Source organism: Bradyrhizobium australafricanum, from assembly GCF_020329495.1.
In the GTDB taxonomy this organism is placed as follows: domain Bacteria; phylum Pseudomonadota; class Alphaproteobacteria; order Rhizobiales; family Xanthobacteraceae; genus Bradyrhizobium; species Bradyrhizobium australafricanum.
Genome location: NZ_JAGKJL010000062.1, coordinates 14915 through 38874, shown reverse-complemented (window position 1 = coordinate 38874; position 23960 = coordinate 14915). Strand labels below are relative to the sequence as shown.

The following is a 23960-nucleotide window of genomic DNA, read 5'->3' as shown; positions in this document are numbered from 1 at the left end:
GTTGCCCGAGGGCTAAAACTTTAATAAGACAGAGCAGCAAGCTGGCCATTGCGTGTCAGCAGCACACGTCCGTCCTCGATCTCCTTTACGGTCCATCCATTGCTCAAGATCGCGCCCACGAAATACTTTTGACCAGAAATGACCAGATAAGGGTCGTTTCCGCGCCAAACTGCCTGGACGGCAATCGCGGGGGGCGTCTTCTCATCCTTGATGGCGACCGCGCTGACGAGCGTATAACCACCATTGCTGTCGACATCGAATCGCTGCTGGACTTCCCGCCATTTAGCGAGCGAGGCAGGCGTAATGGTGCCATCGGCCGTCACAACGCCCGGCCCAGAACCGACTTTGATACCGAGCAGGCCCGCTGCATCAACTTCCCCTTGCAGCCGTCGAGCAGCTGCGTCGGCGGCCGGAGCATCAGGGGCGGCGAGCGCGACTTTGGGGCCAATGTCCGCGGCGGAGGACGAAGTGCTCGGTACTGCGGCGCCGTCGGACTGGAGAAGGCCCGTTGAGACAGCGCCAACTGCCGCAGAGCTGATAAGGACCAAGGCGAGCACGGTAATCGGTACATGCCGGCGACTAGTGGAGCCGGCTTGTTGAGAGCCATCGATCGACAAGCGAATGGACATCGCGCCCATACGGATGACGGCAGGAAGAGGGAGAACAACGATCTCATTTGGCGAAATAGAGTCGCGGCCCTCGATCGCGACGTCTGCGGCAAGGGCCTCGATCTCGATCGAGCTGACATGCCAGCTGACGCGAAGATGGTGCGGTTCGAGGCCTTGCTCGACGAAGACCAAATCAGCATCGAGGCTGCTGCCAATCAAGCACGAGCCGCCCCCCGCCTTGCCGGTCAGCCCGGAATAAGACCCCGACAACACTTCGAAAAGCGGGGAAGCTGGTTCATTCACGGTCGCCTCCTGAATGAAGAACGAGACCGTACGGCAAGCCGTACGGTCTGTTGCGACTTCACAGATTATGCGGCCCGCAAAAGCGGGAAGGACATAACGGCGTCCCGCTTCATCCGTTACTGCACCCGCTCGTCGGCCACCTTCTTGACGGTCGAGAGCTCTGTCGTGACGACGCGAAGTTCCACATCCCTTTCAGCAGCCTTCGTGCTGGTGGCAGTCAGTGCGGCGAGTTGCCTGTTGAATGCCGCTTCTCCGGCAGCTTCAGCTGCGGTGGAACCTGCGGCTGCAGCAACAGTACCAGCTGCGCCACCTGCAGTCGAGGAATGGGACGCACCAACCTTATCAGCCATATTGTCTCTCCTGTTTGTTCGAACATTGCCGCGACTTGCGGCTCTGATTTTCCTGACGCCGCAACATGCGAGGTCAGGAATCCTCCTCTGTCTCGGCCATGGTATCGTCGAGCTTGCCCATTGCACTACTTGCAAATTGGAAAAGGACGGCGCCGAGAGCGACGTTGAACGCTTGCTGCATAGCGGCGGCTTGCGAGCCAGCATCTGGACTAGACGTGCCGCCATCTACGGGAGCTCCTGCACCAGTCGATCGACCATGATCATCGTGCTCACCAGGGGCCCGGGATCCCTTTTTGGCGCCGCCAGCCGCATGGAGGTCGGAATCAAGGTGCCCAGCGGCGCTTGAGCTGGAAATACGCATCGGGTTTCTCCTACTTCAAACTTCGTTCGTGCGGTGGAAGGAGTCTCCATCATGTTTACTATGCAAGCGTTAGCTTTCGACAAGCTGACGAGCCGCAGAAAATACAGTGAGCCGATCTCATTGACGCTGCTTCTGCTCAGGTCGCCTCATATGTCGGCACTAGGCCGGCGAAAGCTGCAGATCAGAGAGTTGGTACAAGAACCTCGCTGATGTGGCACTTGATCAGGCAAGCCCGCTGTTCCTTCAAGCGCAGCTTTAATGAGCGGAATGTAAGCGTCCAGGACGGATAAAATGGGCTTGATCTTGATGTGGTCCAATCTCAGGGGACCCAGGCGGGACTACTCGCACCTCATTCGGCAATTTACTTTCCTCGAGCCACTCAGCGACTTGTCTCCATCCTGCCCCAAGGCGGGGCGGCAGGTTAAAGTTGCTTATGCGAGTCAGCAACGAAGAGCGATCCTCAGTTCCGCTCGTGGCAGACCATAAAAATTGGTCCACTTTGTCGGACACGATCAGACAAGGACCTTGAGCCTCACGAATCACTAATGTGCTCTCGACCCGACGACGTAAACTGGTGAGGTTCGCTGCTCCGTCCGGTTTGTGGCAGCGTAAAGTTGACAGTCCGCGATGGGGGGCGCAATCAGCCCGGCGAGATCTTCGCGTTGGCGCACGCGATGTGAGAATATCGGTCGGGCGCTCGAGTACAGCCGACAAATGCGCTGGTTTAGCTAGCGCCAAATACGCTCGCCGGTGTAAGCATCGAATGCCGGCGGAGCTTGCGGAAGCTGCACCGCGCGGACGACCCTACCGCGCGGTGACCTCGCAAGCTAGCCTTTCGTTCCAGCTTCACTCTGTGTCGATAGTGCCGCTACGACTAGGCGTAGGCACCTGCAGCTTGCGTGCGCTCGGATTCAATCCGCGCCTTGAGGTTATCCAGATAGTTCTCCGCGTAGGACTGAGCCATCGACACCGGCAGGTTGATGCCGGCCGTCGCCGCTTCTTGAATTGCCTGCTTCACCAAGCCTTCCCGTATCGCTATCTTGACCTCGGGGCCGGCGATGCAGCCCACGGCCTGCGCCGCGAGACTGAGCCCGGCTTCCTCCAGCGCCTGTTTTATGTTGCCACCGCTGATCGCGGTGTGCAGAAGATTTGCAGCTTGCGCCTCGGCCTCCATCACCATTGAAGCAAGATCCGCCAGCTCACCCAGCCCTGGAATAAAGCCGAGTACACCAACGGCCGTCGCTGTCCAGTCGAGCAGCTTCGAGCCGACCTTCAGCACGTCATCAAGTGCATGCATGAGGGCGCCACCGTTCTTCTTGGGAGACTTGATGTCGGGCTGGTCTGCCACGCCATTCATCATGTCCGCGGTAGCCTCCTGTTCGGCAGGCGTTTGAGCGGCATGCGTCTTCAACTGCGGAGCAGCGCGGTTCGCACCAGACATGTTATTGAAGAACTGCTTGAAATCATTTCCGCTGATGTTTCCGGAATCAACCGTATGGCCGCCGCCGAAGTCGAAAAACTTGTGGTGGGTTTTGTAGCCGGTAATCGCGTTGTTCATCAACCCAAACAGCACAGAATCCGAGAGCAGCTGGGAGGCCGCTTTTCGTACCTCGGGAGAAAGGTTCTTGTCGTCCACCATACTCGCGAGCTTTTCCCGGGTCAGAACGCCATTTCCAAAGAAAGCGTCCTGGTTGTTGTTTATCGTGTTTAGTGTGCTCAGCTCGGGTCGGCTGAGACTCATCGATGATGAAGCGACCTGCAAAAAGTCCTCTTTGTGGACCTTATCGATCGAGCCGCCGTACAACTGCTTCCATTGATCTGGGTGGTCGAGAAAATATTGAGCCGCCGCGAGGACCTGTGGGGGGCATTTGCCAATGTCGGCGTTGCCGTCCACGATGTGTCTGAAATCCGCAAGGCTCAAGTTCTTGGGCAGGTTATCGGAATAGCGGTAGAGCTCGCGCAGGGCATCGGTCAGGGTCATGACCGATGGCTCACCATTTCCGGTCCCGTCGGATGGTATGTAGTTCTGCTCGTAGGTCCGCGCCCGCTGCTCTTGGAACGCGGCGACTTGGGGGTGGTGATCGGAAAAGCCGCAGAGATCGCCCACCTTGATCTTGCCGCCACAGCGGCCGTCGCCTTGCGAACCGATCGCATAGAAGAGCTCCGGGTCCTGCTGCAGCGCTTCGATCGCCGCCTTTAGGTCCGGCGGTGTCGAGGGATCGTTGGCCAAATCTCCCAGGGACTTCCAATCAAGCGGACATTTGTCCTTGTGGCGGTTCAGAACAGAGACAATCTGCAGTTCTGCATTAGTCAGCGTGCCACCGTTCCAGGTGATCCTTGAGCTTTGTACGGGTGCCTCCGCAATGATTGGGCTGCTCGCAGCACAGGACGGCTGTGGGTCATCCTGATATGCATCCAGTGCTGCCCTAATCTCCGGTGGAAGGATACTTCGCGTCTCCCGCGTGAGTTCCTCTGTCAGTTGCTTGGCTGCGTCTGTGGGTACCGGCTCCTGCGGTGCGGAATGATCGCTGGTCGTGTCCTTGGACGCGAGGCCGACCAGCATCGCCTGAAAGCTGGAAAAGTCCTGCGCCGAAGAGGGCGGGGCGGGCATTCCGGGTAAAGCCACAGTTGAATTGGCGGTTGGCGATAGGTCGACTGACATTATACGTTCTCCGATATAAGGGTGCACCACAAGACGGCACCTAGTTGCGGCCCGAGATCGCGACGAACAAGGAGTGTTGAGCGGCAGAGTTCAACAGGTCCTACCACTTGCATCCTGTTGCTCGGTGTGCCTCCAGCGCTCAGTTCCGCGACCATCCATGGGGACACCGCCGTCTAGATATTCACGCCGTATGCTAGGACGGACAAGCTTTCGAGAAGCTGACGGCGCTCAGACGATTTCGACACGATTGATGACATGGCCTTGCCAGTAAGGCCGGACGGATTTTCAATGCCGGTGTCAGCTTCGTATGGTTGCGTTCACTTGGCCTGGTGCCATGTCTGTCAAGTTAACGGCCTCCCGTCTGCCGATCCGCAGCATTCGTTGATTTGGTCCAACGATCTCGCAAGATCTCCGGAGCATCTCAAGATGGGGCACTGGTTTCGCGCTCGATGATCAGCAGGTGACGAAGGCTCGTCAGCTTTCGGTCAGCTTGCGTTTCTAGGGTGCTGGCCCATTCGCGCTCACGAAGGTGCCAATCTCATCACGTGACAAAACGGTTCTTCTCATGTTGCCTGCCGTTGCCTCGATCTCTCTCAACCCGGCTGAATGGTTCTCCAGCGGCTGTTTATCGGTGCGGGACCAGTTTCATGATAGTCTTGCGCAGGCAGCTTCGAAGCAAGGTGCAGCTTCGTTGGTGGCCGACCGCCTGGCATCCGGCAGGTAAACCGGAAGGTGGGGATCATTTCGATTCGGCCTTGACGAACCTGTGGGATGTTGACGATCGCGTCATTCAGGTTTCGCTCATCTCCAAGGGCGCCGGCGCCGTCAGCTTATCTCTGAATAAGCTTCTATCGGTGGGCTGAGCGGGCTGATGGTTTCTTCGCACAACAGCAGGATCGCTCGCGCCGCGACGCGCAGAGGGGGGTGATGCGCTTGTTCACTTGCCGCTTCTGCTACCGCATCGGCGGATGTAAGGGCCTACACCCTATATAACCAAAGTGCAGGCGGGTACGAAGGCAACAGCCGTCGAGCTGCTTGCAAATGAGAGGAGACATTGCGTTGCGGATAGATTTCTCGCGCATCAATCGGTCTAAAGCTGCATTCCACGATATTTATGCTTCGGATGATCCGAGGGCATATTTCTCGGTCCTCGGAGACCTGGATTATATGATACCGGACGTGGCTGAGCCGGTTGTGCGCCAAATACTGGCAGCGAAAGCTTCGGCCACCGGCCTCAAGCCCGTCGTGCTCGATGTTGGTTGTTCGTACGGCATCAATGCAGCGGTGCATCGCTTTCCGCTGACCTTCGCGGGCTTGCGTCACCGCTACGCCCGGCGTGAGATGAGAGCGATCAGCTCTGAGACATTGGTGAGTCTCGATCGCAGTTTCTATGCAGCCTGGCCTGATGTCGGGTTGGCACGCTTTATCGGCCTCGATGTGTCGGCCCGGGCGGTCAGCTATGCGAAGAGTGTTGGCCTTTTAGAGCAGGGCATTGTCGCTGACCTTGAAAAGGAGGCGCTATCGATGGACAGCGCGCGCATTCTCCGCTCCGTGGATGTTATCATGTCGACCGGATGCATCGGCTACGTTACCGAGAAGACGTTCAGCGAGATTCTCGATGCGGCAGAGAAGCAACCATGGATCATCTCCTTCGTGCTACGAATGTTCCCATTTGAATCGCTCGCCGCGACGTTCGCAAACCGTGGTCTTGTGACAGAACGTCTTGCCGGCGCAACGTTTATCCAGCGTCGCTTTCGCGATCCTGAAGAATTTGAGAGCTGTTTGGCCAGCTTGGCGGCCCTTGGCGTGGATGCCACCGGCCTCGAATCGGAAGGGCTGTTTCACGCCGATCTGATCTTGTCTCGCCCCGAGGCGGATGCGCGCGCCACGCCTCTGGAAGACATTGTCACTGTCGCCAGCGGCAGGGGACGGCCGATCGGACCCCGTTACGTTCATGTTGAAAGTAAGGAGGGCTTGCAGGTCGCGCTGGAGCCGTGACAGGCGTGGGACCACTGTGCAGCGCGAGTCTGTTCGGGGCTGGATGCGAGGCCATTCCGGTCGACGGCGCGCCAGAGCCGATGTTGTTCGCCCGCGAGTGGATAACGAATTCGTCCAGATGCCATTTGTCGCGGCGAGCAGGAGCGCTGCGATTCAAATCAAGCGTCTGGCCGAATTGCTCCTCTACTGACGCGCCGTTTCTTAGATTCCATCAATGCGACGTGCGAGCCAGGAATTTCCTCGACCGTTGCGCAGGCTTGACGGAAACCGGTAATGCAGCCCAACGGCATATCCAATCACCTGCAGCAGAAGCCGACAGCGGCGACAAAGTCGTCCGGGCTTCGGTATGTTTTTGCGTTTTAATCTGGACCTCTCCAGTTGACGAATCCCGGCGAGTAGTGCCTATGTCTAGTCAGTCACGGTCTTCTGGCCCCAACATTTTGTGGGTCGGAAGCTAAGAGGGAACCCGGTGCGCCGAACGGCTACTCCGGGGCTGCCCCCGCAACTGTAAGCGGTGAGCGGTTGTCATCATGGTCACTGGCGCAGCACAGCGCCGGGAAGGCCGACAGCCGCGGCGACCCGCGAGCCAGGAGACCTGCCGCGACTGAACGAAAGTCCTCGGGCGGGGTGCCCCGTTGGGTCGCTTGCAGCCGGAGACGTTTGACCGGTTTCCTCGCAAGTCATCCGCGCGGTTCCCCCGCCTAACATCGCGGGGTTGCCGATGTCGCCGTCTTACGATTTCGATCAGCATGGTCATCTCATTGAGGAGCCGGCGCGCGTGAGGTCGCAGCCATTGCAGGCAGAGCCCAGCGCGCCTGAGTTGTGTCTTGTGCCGCCGCCGTCGCCGGCCCCGCTGCCGTACCCCCTTGCGCCATCGCCAAAGCCGGCCGATCTCAAGCTCGATCGGACGCGCGACGACCTGTTGACGCCGTTCGGCAAGCTGACGCTGAGCGACCGTTATCTGCTCGCCGGCGAAATGATCCAGGACATGTTCGCGCGGGTGTCTTGCGCCTTCGCGGATGATGTTGCGCATGCCCAACGTCTCTACGATGGGATGTCTCGGCTGTGGTTCATGCCAGCCACACCGGTGCTCTCCAACGGCGGCACGACGCGCGGCCTGCCGATTTCCTGCTTCCTTAACTCGGTGTCGGACTCGCTCGAAGGCATCGTGGGCACCTGGAACGAGAACGTATGGCTTGCCTCTAACGGTGGCGGCATCGGCACCTACTGGGGCAATGTTCGCTCGATCGGCGAGCAGGTGAAGGGCGGCGTTACCTCAGGCATCATCCCGTTCATCCACGTCATGGACGGCCTGACGTTGGCGATCAGCCAGGGCTCGTTGCGGCGCGGCTCGGCTGCGGTCTATCTCGATATCCACCATCCCGAGATCGAGGAGTTCCTCGAGATCCGCAAGGCGTCCGGCGACTTCAACCGCAAGAGTCTCAACCTGCATCACGGCATCAACGTCACCGATGAGTTCATGCGTGCCGTAGGCGCCGGCACTGCGTTCGCTCTGCGCAGTCCGAAGACCAAGGACGTTATCCGCGAAATCGACGCCCGCCAGCTGTGGCAACGCATCCTGGAGAACCGGCTGCAGACGGGGGAGCCTTATCTCTTGTTCATCGACACGGTGAACCGCGCGCTCCCCAAGCACCAGCGCGAGCTCGGCCTCAAGGTCTCAACGTCCAACCTGTGCAGCGAAATTACCCTGCCGACCGGCATCGATCATCGCGACGAGGAGCGTACCGCGGTGTGCTGCCTGTCGTCGCTCAACCTCGAGACCTGGGACCAGTGGAACGAGGAGCCTGGCTTCATCGAGGACGTCATGCGCTTCCTCGACAACGTGCTGACCCACTTCATCACGGTGGCGCCGGGCGTCATGAAGCGTGCCCGCTACGCCGCCTTGCGTGAGCGTTCCGTCGGCCTTGGCGTCATGGGCTTCCACTCGTTCCTGCAGGCCAAGAGCATTCCGATGGAAAGCGTCGTGGCCAAGTCGTTCAATCTGAACATGTTCTGGAAAATTCGTCGCGATGCTGATGCGGCATCCGTGACGCTCGCGCGCGAGCGGGGGCCGTGCCCGGATGCCCTGGAACGAGGCGTGATGGCCCGCTTCAGCCATAAGATCGCGATCGCGCCGACCGCCTCGATAAGCATTATCTGCGGCGGCACCAGCGCTTGCGTAGAACCGATCCCGGCCAACATCTACACCCATAAGACCTTGTCCGGCGCCATCTCGGTGCGTAATCGGCATCTCGCCAAACTGCTGGCCGCCAAGGACGCCAATACTTCGGCGATCTGGCAGTCGATCATCGCCCACGAGGGTTCGGTCGCCCATCTCGACATCCTCTCGGAAATCGAGAAAGCGGTCTTTCGCACCGCCTTCGAGATCGACCAGCGCTGGATCGTCGAACTTGCCGCCGACCGCGCCGCGTTCATCTGCCAGAGCCAGTCGGTCAACCTCTATCTGCCAGCTGACGTCGATAAATGGGATCTTCACATGCTGCACTGGACGGCATGGAAGCGGGGGGTGAAGAGCCTCTACTACTGCCGTTCAAAATCTATTTCGCGCGCGGCGTTCGCCGGCGCCATCGCCGATGGCGACAAGACTGCGCCGCCGCAACCATCGCAGCAGCGCACCGACTATGAGGAGTGCCTCGCATGTCAGTGATCGATCTCTCGTCCGTCGATCCGCGTGCGCTGATCGGCAAGCAGCGCGTCGGCCTCCTCGACTCGACCGGCAGCTACGACGTCGATCGCTACGCCTGGGCTTACGAGTTCTGGAAGCGCCAGCAGCAGACTCATTGGATGGGAGAGGAGGTGCCGCTCGGGGCAGACCTCAAGGACTGGGCGTCGGACCGCGTCACCGACAGCGAACGTGCGCTGCTCACCCAGATCTTCCGTTTCTTCACTCAATCGGACATCGAGGTCGGCGACAACTATCTTAAGCGCTACATCCCGATTTTCCAGCCGCTCACCGTCCAGATGATGATGGCAGCTTTCACCAACATGGAGACGGTCCACATCGATGCCTATGCGCTACTGCTCAAAACGCTCGGTATGCCCAAAACCGAGTTCGAGGCATTCCGCGGCTATGCCGAGATGCGCGCCAAGGCCGACTACATGCACGAGTTCGGCGTCGGCACCGTGGCCGATGTCGCCCGGACGTTGGCGATGTTCGGCGCCTTCACCGAGGGCATGGCGTTGTTCGCGAGCTTCGCGATGCTGCTCAACTTTCCGCGCCACAACAAGATGAACGGTATGGGACAGATCGTAAGCTGGTCAGTGCGCGACGAAAGCCTGCATTGTGAGGGCATCATAAAGCTGTTTCACGAATGGCACCGCGAAACTGGCGCGGTGACGCGCTCCGTCCGTGACGATATCATCGACGTCGCCAAAACCATGGTGAAGCTGGAGGAGAACTTCGTCGACCTCGCCTTTGGCCTCGGCGAGATCGAGGGTATGAATCCCGAGCAGATCCATGCCTACGTCCGCTACGTCGCCGACTGGCGACTGACCCAGCTGCGGATTGCCCCGGTATTCGGCTTCTTCGAGGCTAAGGAGGGCGGGTTCACCCGGCTCAAGGCACATCCGCTGCCATGGCTCGTGGAGATTCTCAACGGTGTCGAGCACGCCAATTTCTTCGAGCAGCGCGCCACGGAATACTCCAAGGCGGCGAGCCGCGGCAGCTGGGATGGCGAAGACGGGGTGTGGGCAGCTTTCGGCCGGACGTAGTCATGCTGGAGCTAATCATCAAGGGCGATTGTGCATGTGACGATCGCGTTGATGATCAAGGCGGCCGACTTCGTGGCGTCGGCACAGCGGGACGGAGAGACTAAAGCGACAGGAGGACGGCTGCGATCGTTCATCTCGAGCCGTGCAGCTATCCTGACTTGACCGATTCTGTACTGATCGATTGGCCTTAAACCAGGAGAATGGCAATATTCGCCGGCTGCGGGCCCGTACCAACTGCTGCTGCCGTCCGCAATTTTTAATCTATCCGCTTCCAGGACGTGGCCCAGCCAAGGTACGCCCGTCCCTAGCGGATACGCGGATCTTCCTCAGAGTCGGAGTGCGAAGATCTATTTTCAGCCGGCTCTTCAGGCCAAAGGGTTTGGTCCAGCGACGGTGTAAGACGAATGAAGCCCTCTTCTCTCCACTCGGCTGTGTGAGGCACGCCGAGAAGGGTAAAAACCTTTGTGGGGTGGTCCTTGCTCGGCTTCACTCCGCTGCGCTCAAGCATATCGATCTGAGCGGCTGTGGCCGTTTGGCCAGTGAAAACCCAGTAATCCTTGGCGAGACGTCCGTTCAGCATCCGGAACTCGGAAAGTTCTGGTGGTGCAGCTTCGGACGGACCAGCCTGAGAGGGGCCCGCTTGCAATGGCCGAGCGTGGGTGGGACCGGCGTGCGATGGCCCGGCATGGGACGGTCCCTCCAGCAGTGGTCCAGCGTACGATGGCCCTGCATGCGATGGCCCAGCGTGTGAAGGGCCGGCCACATTCTGCCATATCAGATCCTGATCGACACCAGGATGTGCCTCGATCGCCTGAGCGATCGTCTGCTGGGGGAGATATTGCGGGCTTTCCGGTTCTGGCGCGACGTGCTCCGCGCCTGGCGTAAACGGATCATCTTCCCGATCCAAGTCCGGCCAGGGATGCGCTAAATCCAGGTACGGAGAATAGGGGTGACCAGCATCCAAGTACGGTGAATAAGGATGACCTGCGTCCAAATATGGCAAATAGGCGCCTCCCTGCAGGACTGGCGGGGCTGCGTGTTGTGGCAGAGCACCAGCTTGCGCGCCACTGAGCCGCTGCTCAAAGCCGGTCGCGTCCATAGACGGTTCTGGTAAGTCGGGCTCTGGCCTCGTATTCGCTGGACCGATTGCATTGAAATCCATCCTGTTACTCCTTTTCGATGATGGAGCGGATCGAGCGAGACATGCCCTGCGGCTCTGACGCAGCCGGTTCGAAGGCTCTCATCGATATTTGAGGCCCCGAGCTTCCGTCAAAGATGGCGCTGCCAACTTCCGCTCGCGTCAAGGGTGGCTAGGTTGCCCACATCCGTTGCGGTCGGTAGGAGGCCCGCCGTCCAGCATCCGCACGCCCATGCTGGGAGCACTAGCTTTCGAAAAGCTGACGATCAGAAGGATTTGAGCCGATGCAGATTGGATCGACTTCGGCTCAAGCTGCCTCGCATCAATTAGGTCATTTCTGGCCTGTGTCAGCTCCACGCACGGTGCCGTCCTGACGCGGCGCGTCGGACGCATAATGCCCTTCCGGGCGCCCATCTCGAATAACCACGCTGGAGGAGCCACGAAACAACATCAAAACGGAATCCCGCGGCGGCCTTTCGGCGATGGCGGGATTGCGCCGCGCCTGCTCCTCCGCCACAAGACCCTTCAGCGTCTGGTCCACCAGCGCGATGAAGCGTGGCGGACCCGAAGCCAGGACAAGACCATCCCCCGGCGCCGGCTTCACGATATAGCGCTCATCGGAGATGTTGAGCGCCTCGAGCGCGGTCTTGAACGCATCGAAGCTGATCGGGTTCAACACAATCAGCCGGCTCTGCGCCTCGTGGGCTGCGGATATGTAAAGCACGAGGCCGTCGTAGTACCATTGAAGATTGTACAGGTTGGTCAGACGCTCGAGGAAGTCGCGCGGCGGCAGGTCCGGCATTCGCCCGCGAATCCGGCCCTTCACTTCAGTGCTGACATTGACCCTGATATTGAGATTGTTGCCGAACTCCTGCAGCGCGGCAGCAAGGTCCTGATCGAGAACCGTATAGCTATAAGGAGTCGAAGGCAACGACAGGGGCGCGCCAAACGCGCTCACCATTGCAAGACAAATGAGAGCTCCGGCATAGAGACTGCTCTTCAAACTTTGCGCCATCGTGGATCGAACGAGCATTCCCGAAGGCCTTCCACCTGAGAATTAAACCTGGAATTTCGTTCCAGCTTGGAAGCCAAACGTGATCATTAGATGGCGTAATAACCTCCATCTTCGTCAGGTTTTCGTCAGCTCACCAATCTACAGATTTTGATCTGTTCATCCGTCGAGAACGCTTGGTCTCATCAGCGAGCACAATGACTCCTTATATGATGTTAGGCGCAACGCCGATCTCTCCCAATTCAGCCGACTGCCTTTCCAATGCCTGTTCGCCGGCAGCTCCCGTCGAGCAGGCACACTTTGAGCAGTCTCTTGCGCAAGCGGTCTCAAGTCAGGGGCCTGCCTCACCAGTCGCGGACAGAGCTGCAGTCGTTTCGCCGGTACTGGAGGTGCAGCGCGCGAACACGCTGGCGGTGGCGCCGGGCGATCGCGTTCTTCAAACTCTTTCCACCATGTACCACAGCCATGCCGTTGCTCCCGCGGTCGGTGGCGCGTCTTCTGCTGCGAGTGCCGTACAAGCCGGCCCCGCCGCGCGGCCGCTGTTCCCGCCGGTCGACATCAGCGCGCATGCGGCGGTTAAACCGGTGGCTGCGGATTTCGATTCGATGGTGGTAAATCTGCGGGATGTCTACCGGGACGTCGTTCAGGTTTCCCTCGTCTCCAAGAGCACCAGCGCCGTGAGCTCCTCGTTGAACAAGCTGCTATCGGCGGGCTGAGTGGAGCTGATGCCTGGTGTGATGCACAGTGGGGGTTGCGGCGGCCGTCAATGGTGGCGGCGGCTTCGCATTTGCCTTGCTCTGCCGCTTCTTGTTCCGTTGATCGGCTGCAAGGCTGATCTCTACAGCAAGATTCAGGAGCGTGAGGCCAATGAGATGCTTGCGCTTCTCCTTGGCAAGGGTGTCGATGCTGTTCGCGTTGTCGCCAAGGATGGAACCAGCACGATCCAGGTCGAGGAAAGGCAGCTCGCATATTCGATTGATCTGCTCAATGTTGAGGGGCTGCCGCGTCAATCTTTCAAGAATCTCGGCGAGGTGTTCAAGGGATCGGGCCTCGTTGCCTCCCCGATCGAGGAGCGCGCCCGTTACGTTTATGCCCTCAGCGAAGAATTGTCGCGCACCATTAGCGACATCGATGGCGTCCTTTCGGCGCGGGTGCACGTGGTTCTGCCGAAGAACGATCTTCTGCGGCAAGACGCGACCCCATCGTCGGCGTCGGTTTTCATCCGACATGGTTCGAACGCCAAGCTCTCGGCGCTGTTGCCTCAGATCAAGATGCTCGTCGCCAACAGCATCGAAGGGCTGTCTTACGACAAGGTGGCTGTGGTCTTTGTGCCGGTTGAGCGAGCGCCACTTGAGCAGCCGGCGCAGTCGGCAGCCGCTTCGTCTCAATCAACAAGGCCGGCTTCAACGCCGTGGCTTGCGCTTGGGGTCGGGGGCGCAAGCGCCGCATTCGTCATTGCATCTTATCTGTTGCTTGGCGCGCGTCTTCGTCAGTTCGGTCAATCATCGCGCAAACTTACCATGTTCGGCAGGCGTTCGAATGTGACCGCTGTCCAGGCTGCTGGCAAAAAGATCACCTCCGATGCGACATAACCAGGACGCTCATGTCGTCATCGATATCACCCACCGAACCCAATCGTTCGATCACGCTGGCTTCAGAACGGCTGCGCGAGCTTATTGCCTCGATCCATCCGAGCCGTTTTGCCGCGTGTCTCGATCCGCTGCTGTCGCCCGCCACATTACTCCGACTGCAGCAGAGTTCCAGGTTGCAGCCAAGGCTGGCCGAGCTGCTGCTCGGCAGCGACGTGGATGTGAGCGGAGCTGGCTGGAACGACGACCTTCTGCTCGGGCATGATCCACGTCGGGCTGCGCTGCTCGCCGGCGGTATCTGGCATGCTCATTCCGTCCTGAAGCTGGTTTCAAAGCGCGATCTTTCGATCTTGGTCGAGATGATCGGTGCCGAAGCGCATGCCTTCGCCATCCGGCATTTACCCAGCGCGGTTGCAACAGCACTCATTGCCGATCCGGAACACCTGTCGCGACAGATTGAACGCGATGGACATGCCTGTCTGGGCGCCTGGCTCGACCGGGCTCCAGCGATTGAGCGTATCCGCGTGCTTCTACGCTTGCCTCGTGGGACGGCCGCGGACAATCCGGCGGCTGAGCACCATCGTGCTTCAGGCCCGCTGCTTTCCTTGGTTGTGGCCCATTTAGGGACGGAGGCTGCCACGGTATGACAGTCGACTTGCCAGCATTGCCTGTGGCCCCACAGATCCGTCCGCTTGGGCCCCTGATCCCGGCAGCCGAGCTCAAGATCTGGCATGACGCCGTGCACGCGCGGGCCACTGCTGAGCGGCATCTGCAGCGTGTCCGCGGCTGGGGACGCAAAGCTTTTGAGCGGGAGCGGGCGCGCGGCCATGCCGAGGGGGTAAAAGCGGGCGCAGAGGAAATCGCACGCCTGATTGCGCAGGCTGCTTGTGAACTCGCGCAGCGAAAGGCCGTTCTGGAACAGGAATTGCCCGAGCTGGTCATCGAGATCGTGCGAGATTTGCTCGGCGCCTTTGATCCGGGCGAGATGCTGGTGCGCAGCGTTCGTCACGCGATTGAGCAAAAGTACAAGAACACGGAAGTCTGCCTTCACGTGTCCCCCCTGAAAGCCGATCTGCTTGCCAGTGAATTCGCAGCCTACAACGGACAGGAGGGCCGGCCCAAGGTCAGGATCGAGCCGGATCCGGCGCTCACGGCGGACCAATGTGTCTTGTGGAGCGAGTTTGGCAATGTCGATCTCGGACTTGCCGCGCAGCTCCGTGCGCTTCGTGTGGGGTTTGGCTTGCCGTCGCAGGAAGGTGGACCGTGACCGCGCAACGATCGACCCATGGTGCTGCGGCTGAAGAAGAGGCTGTCCACGCCGCACTGTCTTCCTTGAGATCTTCCGCCAAGCATATCGACACGCGTGCCGTCCGCGGCCGGATCACGAAGGCTATCGGTACGCTGCTCCATGCCGTCTTGCCGGAAGCCCGGGTTGGGGAGCTATGCCTGCTGCAGGATCCCCGCAGCGGGTGGTCGCTCGAGGCGGAGGTGATCGGCTTGTTGCCGGACGGGGTGTTGCTCACGCCGATCGGTGACATGGTCGGCTTGTCCAACCGTGCCGAGGTCGTCACGACTGGGCGAATGCAGGAAGTTCCGGTCGGCCCCGATTTGCTCGGCCGCGTGATCGACAGTTTCGGTCGTCCACTCGATGGTAAGGGGCCAATAAAGGCTGGCGAAGTGCGCCCGCTGCGCGGCAAGGCGCCCAACCCCATGAAACGGCGCGGTATCGAGCAGCCTTTTCCACTCGGCGTTCGTGTCCTGGATGGGCTTCTGACATGTGGTGAAGGCCAGCGGATCGGAATCTATGGGGACGCCGGTTGCGGCAAGTCGACGCTGATGTCGCAAATCGTCAAAGGCGCAGCTGCCGACGTCACGATTGTCGCGCTGATCGGCGAACGTGGCAGAGAGGTGCGTGAATTCATCGAACGTCATCTTGGCGAGGCACTCCGCCGTTCGGTCGTCGTCGTGGAAACCTCCGACCGTTCGGCGATGGAGCGGGCACAATGCGCCCATATGGCGACGGCGCTGGCCGAATACTTTCGTGATCAGGGGCTGCGCGTCGTTCTGATGATGGATTCCTTGACGCGCTTTAGTCGTGCGATGCGCGAGATCGGCCTTGCCGCGGGAGAGCCTCCGACCCGGCGCGGATTTCCGCCCTCCGTCTTTGCTCTGCTGCCGGGTCTGTTGGAGCGGGCCGGCATGGGCGAGCAGGGCTCCATCACGGCCTTTTATACCGTGCTAGTCGAAGGTGACGGCACGGGCGATCCAATCGCCGAAGAATCGCGCGGCATTCTCGACGGACACATCATTCTTTCGCGTGCGCTGGCTTCGCGGGAGCATTTTCCGGCCATCGACGTGCTGTCGAGCCGAAGCCGCATCATGGATGCGGTCGTGTCTGTGCCGCATCGCAAAGCGGCATCTTTCTTTCGTGATCTGCTCTCGCGCTACGCCGAGGCCGAGTTTTTGATCAAGGTCGGCGAATATAAGCAAGGCGCTGATCCGCTGACCGACCGGGCGATCGCCTCGATTGAGGAGTTGCGGACGTTCCTGCGCCAAGGCCAGGACGAGGCGTGCAAATTTGAGGAGACGATCGCATGGATGTCACGTTTGACCGCCTGAACACCGCTCATGCGTCGAAATTGCGGGCGGTGAAGGACATGAGGGAGCGAAGCGCCCTTCGTGAACTGTCCAACATGGAAGCCAAGCGCCGCATCGCAGGTGAAGCCGTCGAACAGGCTTCCGAGCAGCTTGCCAATGCCGAAAGACACCGCGCAAGGGTCGAAGCCGAGCTTTATCGGGAGATGTTATCGGCCGATGCGATATCCGTCAGCGAACTCGAGCGCCGCCATCATCTTATCATTGGGCGGCTCACAGAGGATATCGCGGCGGCGCAGCTACTTCTTGACAAGGCGCACACCGCTCAAGATCAGGCCGAGGCGGCGGTCCGTGAGGCGCGGACGCTATGGGCCAAACGTTCCGCTGCGTGCCACAAATGGCAAGAGATCGAGCGTGATGTTGAGCGCATCACCAATGCTCATGTTGAAGCCGCGGCGGAAATCGAAGCCGATGATGAGGTGTTGCTTCGCTACCGCAGAGGCGCGCCCGTCCAAGCGGGAGGCGAGCCGAGCTGATGGCCAATTCTCCTTTGCCGGCGTGCTGCGATGGGCAGGCGCCCCCTGCGACACAGAGGCTGGGTGGACCCGTACCATTCAGGCCACAGCTGACCCTATCTCGTGCTGTGGTCTCGTGGCTCAATGAGATCGCAGCTTTCCGCGGACCTCTGCAAAGCCGTTTCGGCGATAAGCCGCTATCGCTGCGCATGGTCCGGCTTGTCTGGCAGGTCGAGCCACCTGAGACATCGATGCTTGACTGCGTCTTTGACGCAGGCGGCGAAACGCTCGTCCTGTCCTTGCCCAGGTCGTTTGCCGAAGCGCTGATTGCGACGGTGCAGAATGGCCTGACCTTACCTTCCGAGCCAACGCGTTCGCTGGTCCTTGAACTCGCGCTAGACCCGTTGCTCTCTTCCCTGGAGCAGCTGACGCAGCGGCATTTGCAGCTTCTCCGCACCGATGAAGCGGCGAAATCAGGTCCATTCCTTGAGTTCGATGTCGCCTATGGTCCGCTCACGAGCAAGGTTCGCCTCTTCCTATTCTCGTCTCTTGACGGTCTGGTCCCGCCAGCGTTCGGCGTCCTAGGCGAATTGCTTGGCCGACTGCCGCGACAGGCGCCTAACGTTTGCTCTGAACTCCCTGTGGTCGTTGCAGGGGAGGTTGGCTCGCTCCGCATTACAATCGGCCTTGTTCGTCAAGCCCAGCAAGGCGATGCGCTGCTGCCAGACGCAATTTACCTTGCTCGTGGCCAGATCATCCTCACTGCCGGCACTTTGTGGGCCCCTGCGGAGGTTGCCGGCGACCGACTGGTCCTGCGGGGACCATTCCGCTCGCAATCTCACCCCTCGAAAAGTGGACACATGACGACACAACCCCAGGCCCAGCAGCCTCCCTCCGAGGCCGATATCGACAGCCTCGAGATCACACTCGTATTCGAATGCGGCCGCTGGCCGATGCCGATTGGAACCTTGCGGAGCATCAACGAAGGCCATGTGTTCGAACTCGGCCGGTCGCTTGACGGCCCTGTTGATATCCTTGCCAACGGGCAGCGCATCGGCCGTGGCGATATCGTACGGGTTGGCGACGAACTTGCCGTCAGGTTACGCGGCAGGTTGGCGGTCAATGACTGAGATTCAACCCAGCATCCTCGCGCTTTTGGCGATCACGGTCGGTCTCGGCCTGCTCGCCTTCGTCGTCGTGACGACGACCGCCTTCATAAAGGTCTCCGTTGTGCTTTTCCTGGTGCGCAACGCGCTCGGGACACAATCGATACCGCCCAATATCGTCCTGTATGGGGCGGCACTGATCCTGACCGTCTTCATCAGCGCGCCGGTGTTTGAGCAGACCTACAACCGCCTGACGGACCCGCAACTCCGCTACCAAACGTTTGATGACTGGGTGACGGCCGCCAAGGAGGGGCAGGAACCGCTGCGCGCGCATTTGAAGAAGTTCACTAATGAAGAGCAGCGCCGGTTTTTCCTGTCATCGACCGAACATGTCTGGTCGGAGGAGATGCGCGGCAGCGCCACGGCTGATGATTTTGTGATTCTTGTGCCGTCGTTCTTGATTTCGGAGCTCAAGCGCGGCTTCGAAATCGGCTTTCTTCTTTATCTTCCCTTTATCACCATCGACCTGATCGTCACGACGATTTTGATGGCCATGGGGATGTCGATGGTGTCGCCGACAGTGATATCTGTTCCGTTCAAGCTCTTTTTGTTCGTTACCATTGACGGCTGGTCACGTCTCATGCACGGGCTGGTTTTGAGCTACACGACGCCGGGAGGTTGATAATGAACGAAGCCAGCATCCTCAAGTACCTGAGCGAATCGCTCGTGCTTTTCATGATCTGGGTTCTGCCGCCGCTCCTGGCAGCCCTGATCTCGGGATTGATCATCGGCCTCATCCAGGCGGCAACCCAGCTCCAAGATCAAACCTTACCCCTGACGGTGAAGCTTCTCGTCGTCGTCGCCGTACTCGCCGGGTTCTCTCCGGTCCTCAGCGCTCCGCTCATCGAGCAGGCCGAACGCATTTTCAGCGAGTTTCCTGCACTCACCGCAAGATACTAGCAGGGCTTGGATGGCCGGCCTGTCACCCACAGATGCGCACGCCTTCGTCCAGGGCGGAATCGAACTTATCGCAGCAACCGGCCTGAGCGCGGCCCGCGCCTTGGGCATCATGCTTGTGCTTCCCGTCTTCACCCGGCCGCGCATCAGTGGCCTGATCCGCGGAAGTCTGACGATCGCGATCGGGCTACCGTGTCTGGCGCAGATCAAGCTAGGACTGGAGGCGCTAGATCCGAACACGCGTCTGGTCAGCGTAACCATGCTCGGTTTGAAGGAGGTGTTCGTCGGCCTTCTGCTCGGTATCCTGCTCAGCATTCCCCTATGGAGCATCCAGGCAGTCGGCGACATCATCGATACGCAACGAGGAATCTCCAGCCAGGTCGCAGCAGAAGATCCTGCGACGCACAGCCAAGCGTCGGGGACCGGGCTTTTTCTCGGCGTCACTGCGGTCACGATCTTCGTTCTGGTCGGCGGCCTGCAGACCATGGTGAGCAGCCTTTACGGCAGCTATCTGATCTGGCCCGTGTATCAGTTCCTGCCTGCGGTGACGGCACAGGGAGCAATGGAATGCCTCACTCTTCTCGATCATATCATGCTGACGACGCTATTGGTCGCCGGGCCGGTGCTGGCCCTGCTGCTGCTGATCGACGTGTCGGTCATGATGCTCGGCCGCTTTGCATCGCAACTCAAGCTGAACGATCTTTCGCCCACGATCAAGAATGTTGCCTTCGGCGTCATCATGGTCAGCTATACCGTCTATCTCCTCGAATACGCAGGAGCTGAAATCCTCACGTCGAACAACGTGCTCGAGTCCTTCAAGAAGCTCTTGAAATGAGCGGCACGAGCGAGGAGAAGAAGCTTCCCCCGACCCCCAAGAAGCTGCGCGATGCGCGCAAGAAAGGGCAGAGCGCGCGCAGCTCCGACCTGGTGAGCGGGGTCAGCGCCTGCGCCGGCTTTTCCTGTCTGTGGTGGAGAGCGGGTGCGATCGAAGACAAGTGGCATGAAACGGTCCGGCTGATCGACAAACTGCAGGAGCAGCCCTTCACGAGCGCGGTTCCGCAGGCGCTCAACGGGTTGCTGGAACTTTCGATGGCAACGGTCGGGCCTTTGCTCGCGGCTGCCGTCGCAGCAGCCCTTCTGGCCAATGTCGTGGCCAATGGCGGTTTCATGTTTGCGTTGGAGCCGCTCAAACCGAAGCTTGAGAAACTGGATCCGATCAAAGGCTTGACGCGGCTTGCATCTAAACGTTCGGCCGTCGAGCTTGGCAAGACGCTGGTTAAGGTGCTGCTCCTCGGGACGTGCTTTTTCCTTACCGTGACCGCAAGCTGGAAGGCACTGGTGTATTTGCCGGTCTGCGGCATGGGCTGCCTCGGAATAGTCTTCACCGAGATCAAGCTGCTGGCCGGGATTGCTGCCGGGGCGTTCCTCGTCGGCGGGTTGGCCGACCTTCTGATCCAGCGGTGGTTGTTCATACAGGAGCTGCGCATGACCGAAACCGAGGCCAAGCGCGAGAACAAGGAGCAGCAAGGCAATCCGCAGGTGAAGAGTGAACGCAGGCGTCTGCGCCAGGCGTCGGCGAACGAGGCTCCGCTTGGCGTCAATCGCGCCAACTTGATACTAAGGGGGTCCGCAGCCTTGATTGGGCTGCGCTATGTTCGCGGCGAAACCGGCGTGCCGGTTCTGGTCTGTCGGGGTGAGGGCGAAGCTGCTTCCAAGTTGCTAGGCGAGGCGCGCGCGCTGCGCCTCAAGATAGTGGATGACGACGTCCTGACACATCAGCTGCTCGGCAAAGCAAGACTCGGCAACCCGGTTCCGTCTCAATATTTCGAGTCGGTCGCAAAAGCCCTTTACGCTGCCGGGCTGGTCTAGAGCGGTTTCCAGCGAGGTGGACGCCGGTTCGCGCGAAGGAAATGCGTCAAACAAGAATCTACAGCTCCGTTCCGATTCAATCGGAACGGAAAAGTCTCTAGACTAGACGGCTGTCGAGCGAAGTTGTGTACCGGTTCGCGGAAGAAAGCGCGCCAGAACAAAAATCCGGCCTGCGATTCAATCGGCACGGGAAATTGCTAGATCATTTTGATCAGGCGGCGGCGATGCAACGCCCGTCACCGGGGAGGCTGTACGTCCCTCGTTGCCGCCGCGGGAGCTTCCGACGCGGCCCCATTGCTCTGTCCACCTTCTCCGTTGCTCTTGTTGCCCGGGCCAAACGTGCCATAGCTGGCAACCGGAATGGCGGCGCGATCGCCATTACTCGTCATGACCGAGCGATTGTCCAGCAAGTCGAGCGGATCGTTGACCATGACTGCCAGATTGCTTCTGGTCGAGCAGCCAAGCGTCGGGTCGAACGAATTATCGTTGACCGCAGGCCCGACGATGGAAAGCGACGGACAGACAGGAGGCTGGGCTTCAAATGTGATCGCCTCGATCCTTACCCCGAAACGGGAGGGCAGATCGAGAGGTGAGGCGGACAGGCGAATATTATAGGGGGCAACGCCCATGGCACGGGCCTCGTGGGCCACCTGTGCAATGAGCCGGGGCGTGCCGGTGACATCGACATGGAGTGCGTCCCGCCGGCCGCCACTTGCACTCGCAATGAAACTCCGCAGCCGGTGCCTTTCGGAGCCACGAAGGCTCTGTAGGAACAAAACACTGTTCTTCTGCTCCACTTGGATCGCCTGTTCAGCCGGCCCGGGACGGATCGAAGCACTGTTTGCGCATCCGCCCAATGTTGCCGCAACAACGATCAAATGGCACAAATGTCGCAACGTCATTTGACGATCCTCATTCGATGATAAAGCCGGCGCTGCCGGTCAATCCTGGTGCGCTCGTGCGGGGCGCATCGCGGTCTTTTGGCGGCCGCGCCAGCGTGTTCGTCAAGATGCGGCCCGTGTCTGAGGGCGGTGCTATGCGGTCGGTCGGTGCACTCATCCGGGTCGGGTTCGATCCGGGCCGCACGATGTAAGGCGTGACAATGATAACCAGCTCGGTCTCGCGCTTTTGAAACGATGAGGAGCGAAACAGCGCGCCAAGGATCGGCACGTCGCCGAGCCAGGGAAACTCGCCAATGTCGTTGTTGAAGTTGCGCCTGATCAGTCCGCCGATGGCAAAGCTCTGACCGCTGGCGAGTTCGACCACGGTGCTAGCTCGTCGCGTCGAAAGCGCAGGGACTTCCATGCCATTGATCTTGACTTGGCCTTCGCTCGACAGTTCGCTGACTTCGGGCTTCACACGGACATTGATCTGATTATTGTTGAGCACTGTCGGGACGAATTCGAGGCTCACGCCGAACTGGCGGAATTGGACCGAAACCTGCCGATTATCCTGCATCACAGGAATGGGGAATTCGCCGCCGGCCAGGAAACTCGCGGACTCGCCGGACATCGCCGTCAGATTCGGCTCAGCCAGGATCGAGGCGAGGTGCTCGCTGGCGAGCGCGTCGAGAACAGCGCTCAGATTGGTATTGCCCGCGCTGAATCCGATACCGATCGTGCCGCCACCGTTCGCCGCGGCGGATCCGCCATCCTTGCCGCTGATAAGGAAAGCGCCGTTTGGACTGGAGGCCGTGAAGTGGATATTGAGATCCTTGACGGCACTGCGGGACACTTCTGCGACCCGTACGCTGAGATTCACCTGCAGCGAGCCGGCCACCTGGATCTTGTTGACGACGAGCGCACCCGCCCCGAGAAACTGCTCGGTGACCTTCTTGGCTGTCTCGACGACCTCGGCATTGGGCGCGGTACCGCTCAGGATCGCTCCGCGCGGGGTATAGCTGACCTGGATCGGATAGTCGCCGACCTCAGCTCGAAGCATGGCTCGCAGGTCCTCGATCGGTTGTGTGACGACCACGCGTAGCTCGGCGAGAGCCTCGCCGTTTTCGTTCAGGGCAAAGAGGCTGGTGCGTCCTGATTTCTTGCCAAACACGAAGATTGTCGTATTTGACGGCGCCTGATAATCCGCAATCGTCGGGTCGGCAACAAAGATGCTCGCCGCCGCAGCGGTCAGATGGATCGTCTTGCCCTGTGAGGAAATCAGGTTCAGCGTGCCGGAGGTGCTGCCGGGCGCGCTATGCGGCGGTTCTGCTTTGCCATCCCGCTTGGCTTGGGCTGCCGCAGCAAGCGGAAATAGCATAGCAAGTCCGCACAGGACGTAGCAGAGGCGAGGCAAAACGGCAGAGCGCGTCGCCCCAGCTACCATCGACGGCTCATCAGCGCGCGCAGCATTGTTATCGAAATTCAAGGGGTTATTGCTTTCAAGTTGAATCGGCTAAGCAGCCGACGCTGCGCCAATGAGTTCAAGGGTGTAACCGACGCCGCGCGCCGTCTTGATCCTGAGCGTCGCACCCGACTGGCTCAAATGCGTACGCAAGCGATAGATGCCGACTTCCAGCGCATTGGTCGAGACCTCGTCGTCGAACGCATAAAGGCTATCCTCCAGAGATGCGCGCGGCACGGTACGACCGGCACGGTTGAGCAAATGTTCGAGAATGCACACTTCGCGGCGGGCAATCCTCAGTATCCGACCGCCGACCGCGACTTGCCTCGCGATCGGATCGAAATGCAGATTGCCGAATGTCACGACCGGCGCCGTCATTTGCGTTGACCGCCGCAGAATGGCTCGCATGCGCGCGATGAGTTCTTCGGTCGACACGGGTTTGGGGAGGAAGTCGTCCGCACCCGCGTTAAAGATCGCAATCCGCCGCCCGAGGTCGTTGAGGCTGCTCATCATGATGGCCGGCATTGAACAACCCTCGCGCCGGAGTTGCTTCAGCCAGTCCAAGCCGTCTCCATCGGGCAAAACCAATTCGAGCAAAAGAATGTGGTAGTTCGCGCAATCCAGCGCGGCCGACGCCTCGTCCAGTGTGCGTGTCACGTCAACAGCAAACCCGCAATCGGGGAGCGCTTCCTTCACAGCACGGGCAAAGTCCGCATGATGATCAACCAGGAGAATTCGCATTTCATCGCCTCTCGTCCATCCGCGCCAGGACCTTAGGCGCGTCACGGTTGACCAAGAGGTTTGATGAAGCTGACCGGCGCC

The 23960-nt window shown here is 59.9% G+C and carries 22 protein-coding genes and 1 riboswitch; of the genes, 15 read left to right on the top strand and 7 right to left on the bottom strand.

Translation table 11 applies throughout. The features are described from left to right. Nucleotides 1-20: 20 nt before the first annotated feature. From J6525_RS36865 to J6525_RS36855, 3 genes are all read right to left on the bottom strand, one after another. On the bottom strand, nt 21-911 hold the full coding sequence (locus J6525_RS36865) for a SctD/MshK family protein (RefSeq protein ID WP_225648305.1): 891 nt from the start codon (nt 909-911) through the stop codon (nt 21-23). 116 nt (nt 912-1027) lie between these two features. Next, nucleotides 1028-1261: a hypothetical protein gene (locus J6525_RS36860; protein ID WP_057018243.1), complete on the bottom strand. Its 234-nt coding sequence runs from the start codon at nt 1259-1261 to the stop codon at nt 1028-1030. 1235 nt (nt 1262-2496) lie between these two features. Then, complete coding sequence (locus tag J6525_RS36855) at nt 2497-4284, bottom strand: HrpF/NolX family T3SS translocon protein (RefSeq protein ID WP_376708607.1); 1788 nt, start codon at nt 4282-4284, stop codon at nt 2497-2499. Between the two features lie 647 nt (nt 4285-4931). Between J6525_RS36855 and J6525_RS36850 the strand changes: the two genes are divergently transcribed. The 4 genes from J6525_RS36850 to J6525_RS36835 all read left to right on the top strand — a co-directional run bounded on the left by J6525_RS36850 (nt 4932) and on the right by J6525_RS36835 (nt 10014). Next, nucleotides 4932-5147: a nodulation protein NolB gene (locus J6525_RS36850; protein WP_156436310.1), complete on the top strand. Its 216-nt coding sequence runs from the start codon at nt 4932-4934 to the stop codon at nt 5145-5147. A gap of 202 nt (nt 5148-5349) precedes the next feature. After that, nucleotides 5350-6282, top strand: coding sequence for a class I SAM-dependent methyltransferase (locus J6525_RS36845; RefSeq protein ID WP_225648318.1), 933 nt, complete (start codon nt 5350-5352; stop codon nt 6280-6282). 402 nt (nt 6283-6684) lie between these two features. Continuing rightward, nucleotides 6685-6899: riboswitch (cobalamin riboswitch) on the top strand. A gap of 161 nt (nt 6900-7060) precedes the next feature. After that, the gene (locus J6525_RS36840; RefSeq protein ID WP_225648304.1) at nt 7061-8950 is read left to right on the top strand and encodes a ribonucleoside-diphosphate reductase subunit alpha; all 1890 of its coding nucleotides are present in this window, start codon (nt 7061-7063) and stop codon (nt 8948-8950) included. Continuing rightward, complete coding sequence (locus tag J6525_RS36835; protein WP_199805282.1) at nt 8941-10014, top strand: ribonucleotide-diphosphate reductase subunit beta; 1074 nt, start codon at nt 8941-8943, stop codon at nt 10012-10014. The genes J6525_RS36840 and J6525_RS36835 overlap by 10 nt, the downstream gene beginning before the upstream one ends. A gap of 1469 nt (nt 10015-11483) precedes the next feature. Here J6525_RS36835 and J6525_RS36830 read toward each other — a convergent pair. Then, nucleotides 11484-12185, bottom strand: coding sequence for a secretin N-terminal domain-containing protein (locus tag J6525_RS36830; RefSeq protein ID WP_375167005.1), 702 nt, complete (start codon nt 12183-12185; stop codon nt 11484-11486). A gap of 176 nt (nt 12186-12361) precedes the next feature. On the opposite strand from J6525_RS36830, the gene J6525_RS36825 reads away from it, so the two are divergent. The 11 genes from J6525_RS36825 (at nt 12362) to J6525_RS36775 (ending at nt 20795) form a co-directional block, all read left to right on the top strand. Further along, on the top strand, nt 12362-12880 hold the full coding sequence (locus J6525_RS36825; RefSeq protein WP_312010028.1) for a nodulation protein NolB: 519 nt from the start codon (nt 12362-12364) through the stop codon (nt 12878-12880). Nucleotides 12881-12889: 9 nt separating this feature from the next. Then, the gene (gene sctJ / locus J6525_RS36820; RefSeq protein WP_283848666.1) at nt 12890-13756 is read left to right on the top strand and encodes a type III secretion system inner membrane ring lipoprotein SctJ; all 867 of its coding nucleotides are present in this window, start codon (nt 12890-12892) and stop codon (nt 13754-13756) included. 11 nt (nt 13757-13767) lie between these two features. Beyond that, nucleotides 13768-14400 (top strand): nodulation protein NolU, encoded by a 633-nt coding sequence (locus J6525_RS36815; protein WP_081334766.1) that lies wholly within the window; start codon nt 13768-13770, stop codon nt 14398-14400. After that, the gene (gene sctL, locus J6525_RS36810) at nt 14397-15020 is read left to right on the top strand and encodes a type III secretion system stator protein SctL (RefSeq protein WP_225648303.1); all 624 of its coding nucleotides are present in this window, start codon (nt 14397-14399) and stop codon (nt 15018-15020) included. The genes J6525_RS36815 and sctL overlap by 4 nt, the downstream gene beginning before the upstream one ends. Further along, the gene (gene sctN / locus J6525_RS36805) at nt 15017-16372 is read left to right on the top strand and encodes a type III secretion system ATPase SctN (RefSeq protein WP_312010027.1); all 1356 of its coding nucleotides are present in this window, start codon (nt 15017-15019) and stop codon (nt 16370-16372) included. The genes sctL and sctN overlap by 4 nt, the downstream gene beginning before the upstream one ends. Beyond that, nucleotides 16348-16884, top strand: coding sequence for a YscO family type III secretion system apparatus protein (locus J6525_RS36800; RefSeq protein ID WP_141342533.1), 537 nt, complete (start codon nt 16348-16350; stop codon nt 16882-16884). The genes sctN and J6525_RS36800 overlap by 25 nt, the downstream gene beginning before the upstream one ends. A gap of 107 nt (nt 16885-16991) precedes the next feature. Then, nucleotides 16992-17993: a type III secretion system cytoplasmic ring protein SctQ gene (gene sctQ, locus J6525_RS36795; RefSeq protein WP_225648314.1), complete on the top strand. Its 1002-nt coding sequence runs from the start codon at nt 16992-16994 to the stop codon at nt 17991-17993. Beyond that, complete coding sequence (gene sctR / locus J6525_RS36790; protein ID WP_225648302.1) at nt 17986-18651, top strand: type III secretion system export apparatus subunit SctR; 666 nt, start codon at nt 17986-17988, stop codon at nt 18649-18651. The genes sctQ and sctR overlap by 8 nt, the downstream gene beginning before the upstream one ends. A 2-nt stretch (nt 18652-18653) precedes the next feature. Continuing rightward, a complete protein-coding gene (locus J6525_RS36785) occupies nt 18654-18929 on the top strand; it encodes an EscS/YscS/HrcS family type III secretion system export apparatus protein (protein WP_057018251.1) in 276 nt (91 codons plus the stop codon). Nucleotides 18930-18939: 10 nt separating this feature from the next. Next, complete coding sequence (gene sctT / locus J6525_RS36780; protein ID WP_225648301.1) at nt 18940-19761, top strand: type III secretion system export apparatus subunit SctT; 822 nt, start codon at nt 18940-18942, stop codon at nt 19759-19761. Then, nucleotides 19758-20795: an EscU/YscU/HrcU family type III secretion system export apparatus switch protein gene (locus tag J6525_RS36775; protein ID WP_225648300.1), complete on the top strand. Its 1038-nt coding sequence runs from the start codon at nt 19758-19760 to the stop codon at nt 20793-20795. The genes sctT and J6525_RS36775 overlap by 4 nt, the downstream gene beginning before the upstream one ends. A gap of 236 nt (nt 20796-21031) precedes the next feature. Here J6525_RS36775 and J6525_RS36770 read toward each other — a convergent pair whose 3' ends face one another. From J6525_RS36770 to J6525_RS36760, 3 genes are all read right to left on the bottom strand, one after another. After that, on the bottom strand, nt 21032-21697 hold the full coding sequence (locus J6525_RS36770) for a CpaD family pilus assembly lipoprotein (protein WP_225648299.1): 666 nt from the start codon (nt 21695-21697) through the stop codon (nt 21032-21034). A gap of 10 nt (nt 21698-21707) precedes the next feature. After that, complete coding sequence (locus J6525_RS36765) at nt 21708-23120, bottom strand: type II and III secretion system protein family protein (RefSeq protein WP_376708608.1); 1413 nt, start codon at nt 23118-23120, stop codon at nt 21708-21710. 69 nt (nt 23121-23189) lie between these two features. Next, entirely contained in the window at nt 23190-23879 is a 690-nt protein-coding gene (locus J6525_RS36760; protein ID WP_092087161.1) for a response regulator, read from the bottom strand. Nucleotides 23880-23960 lie beyond the last annotated feature (81 nt).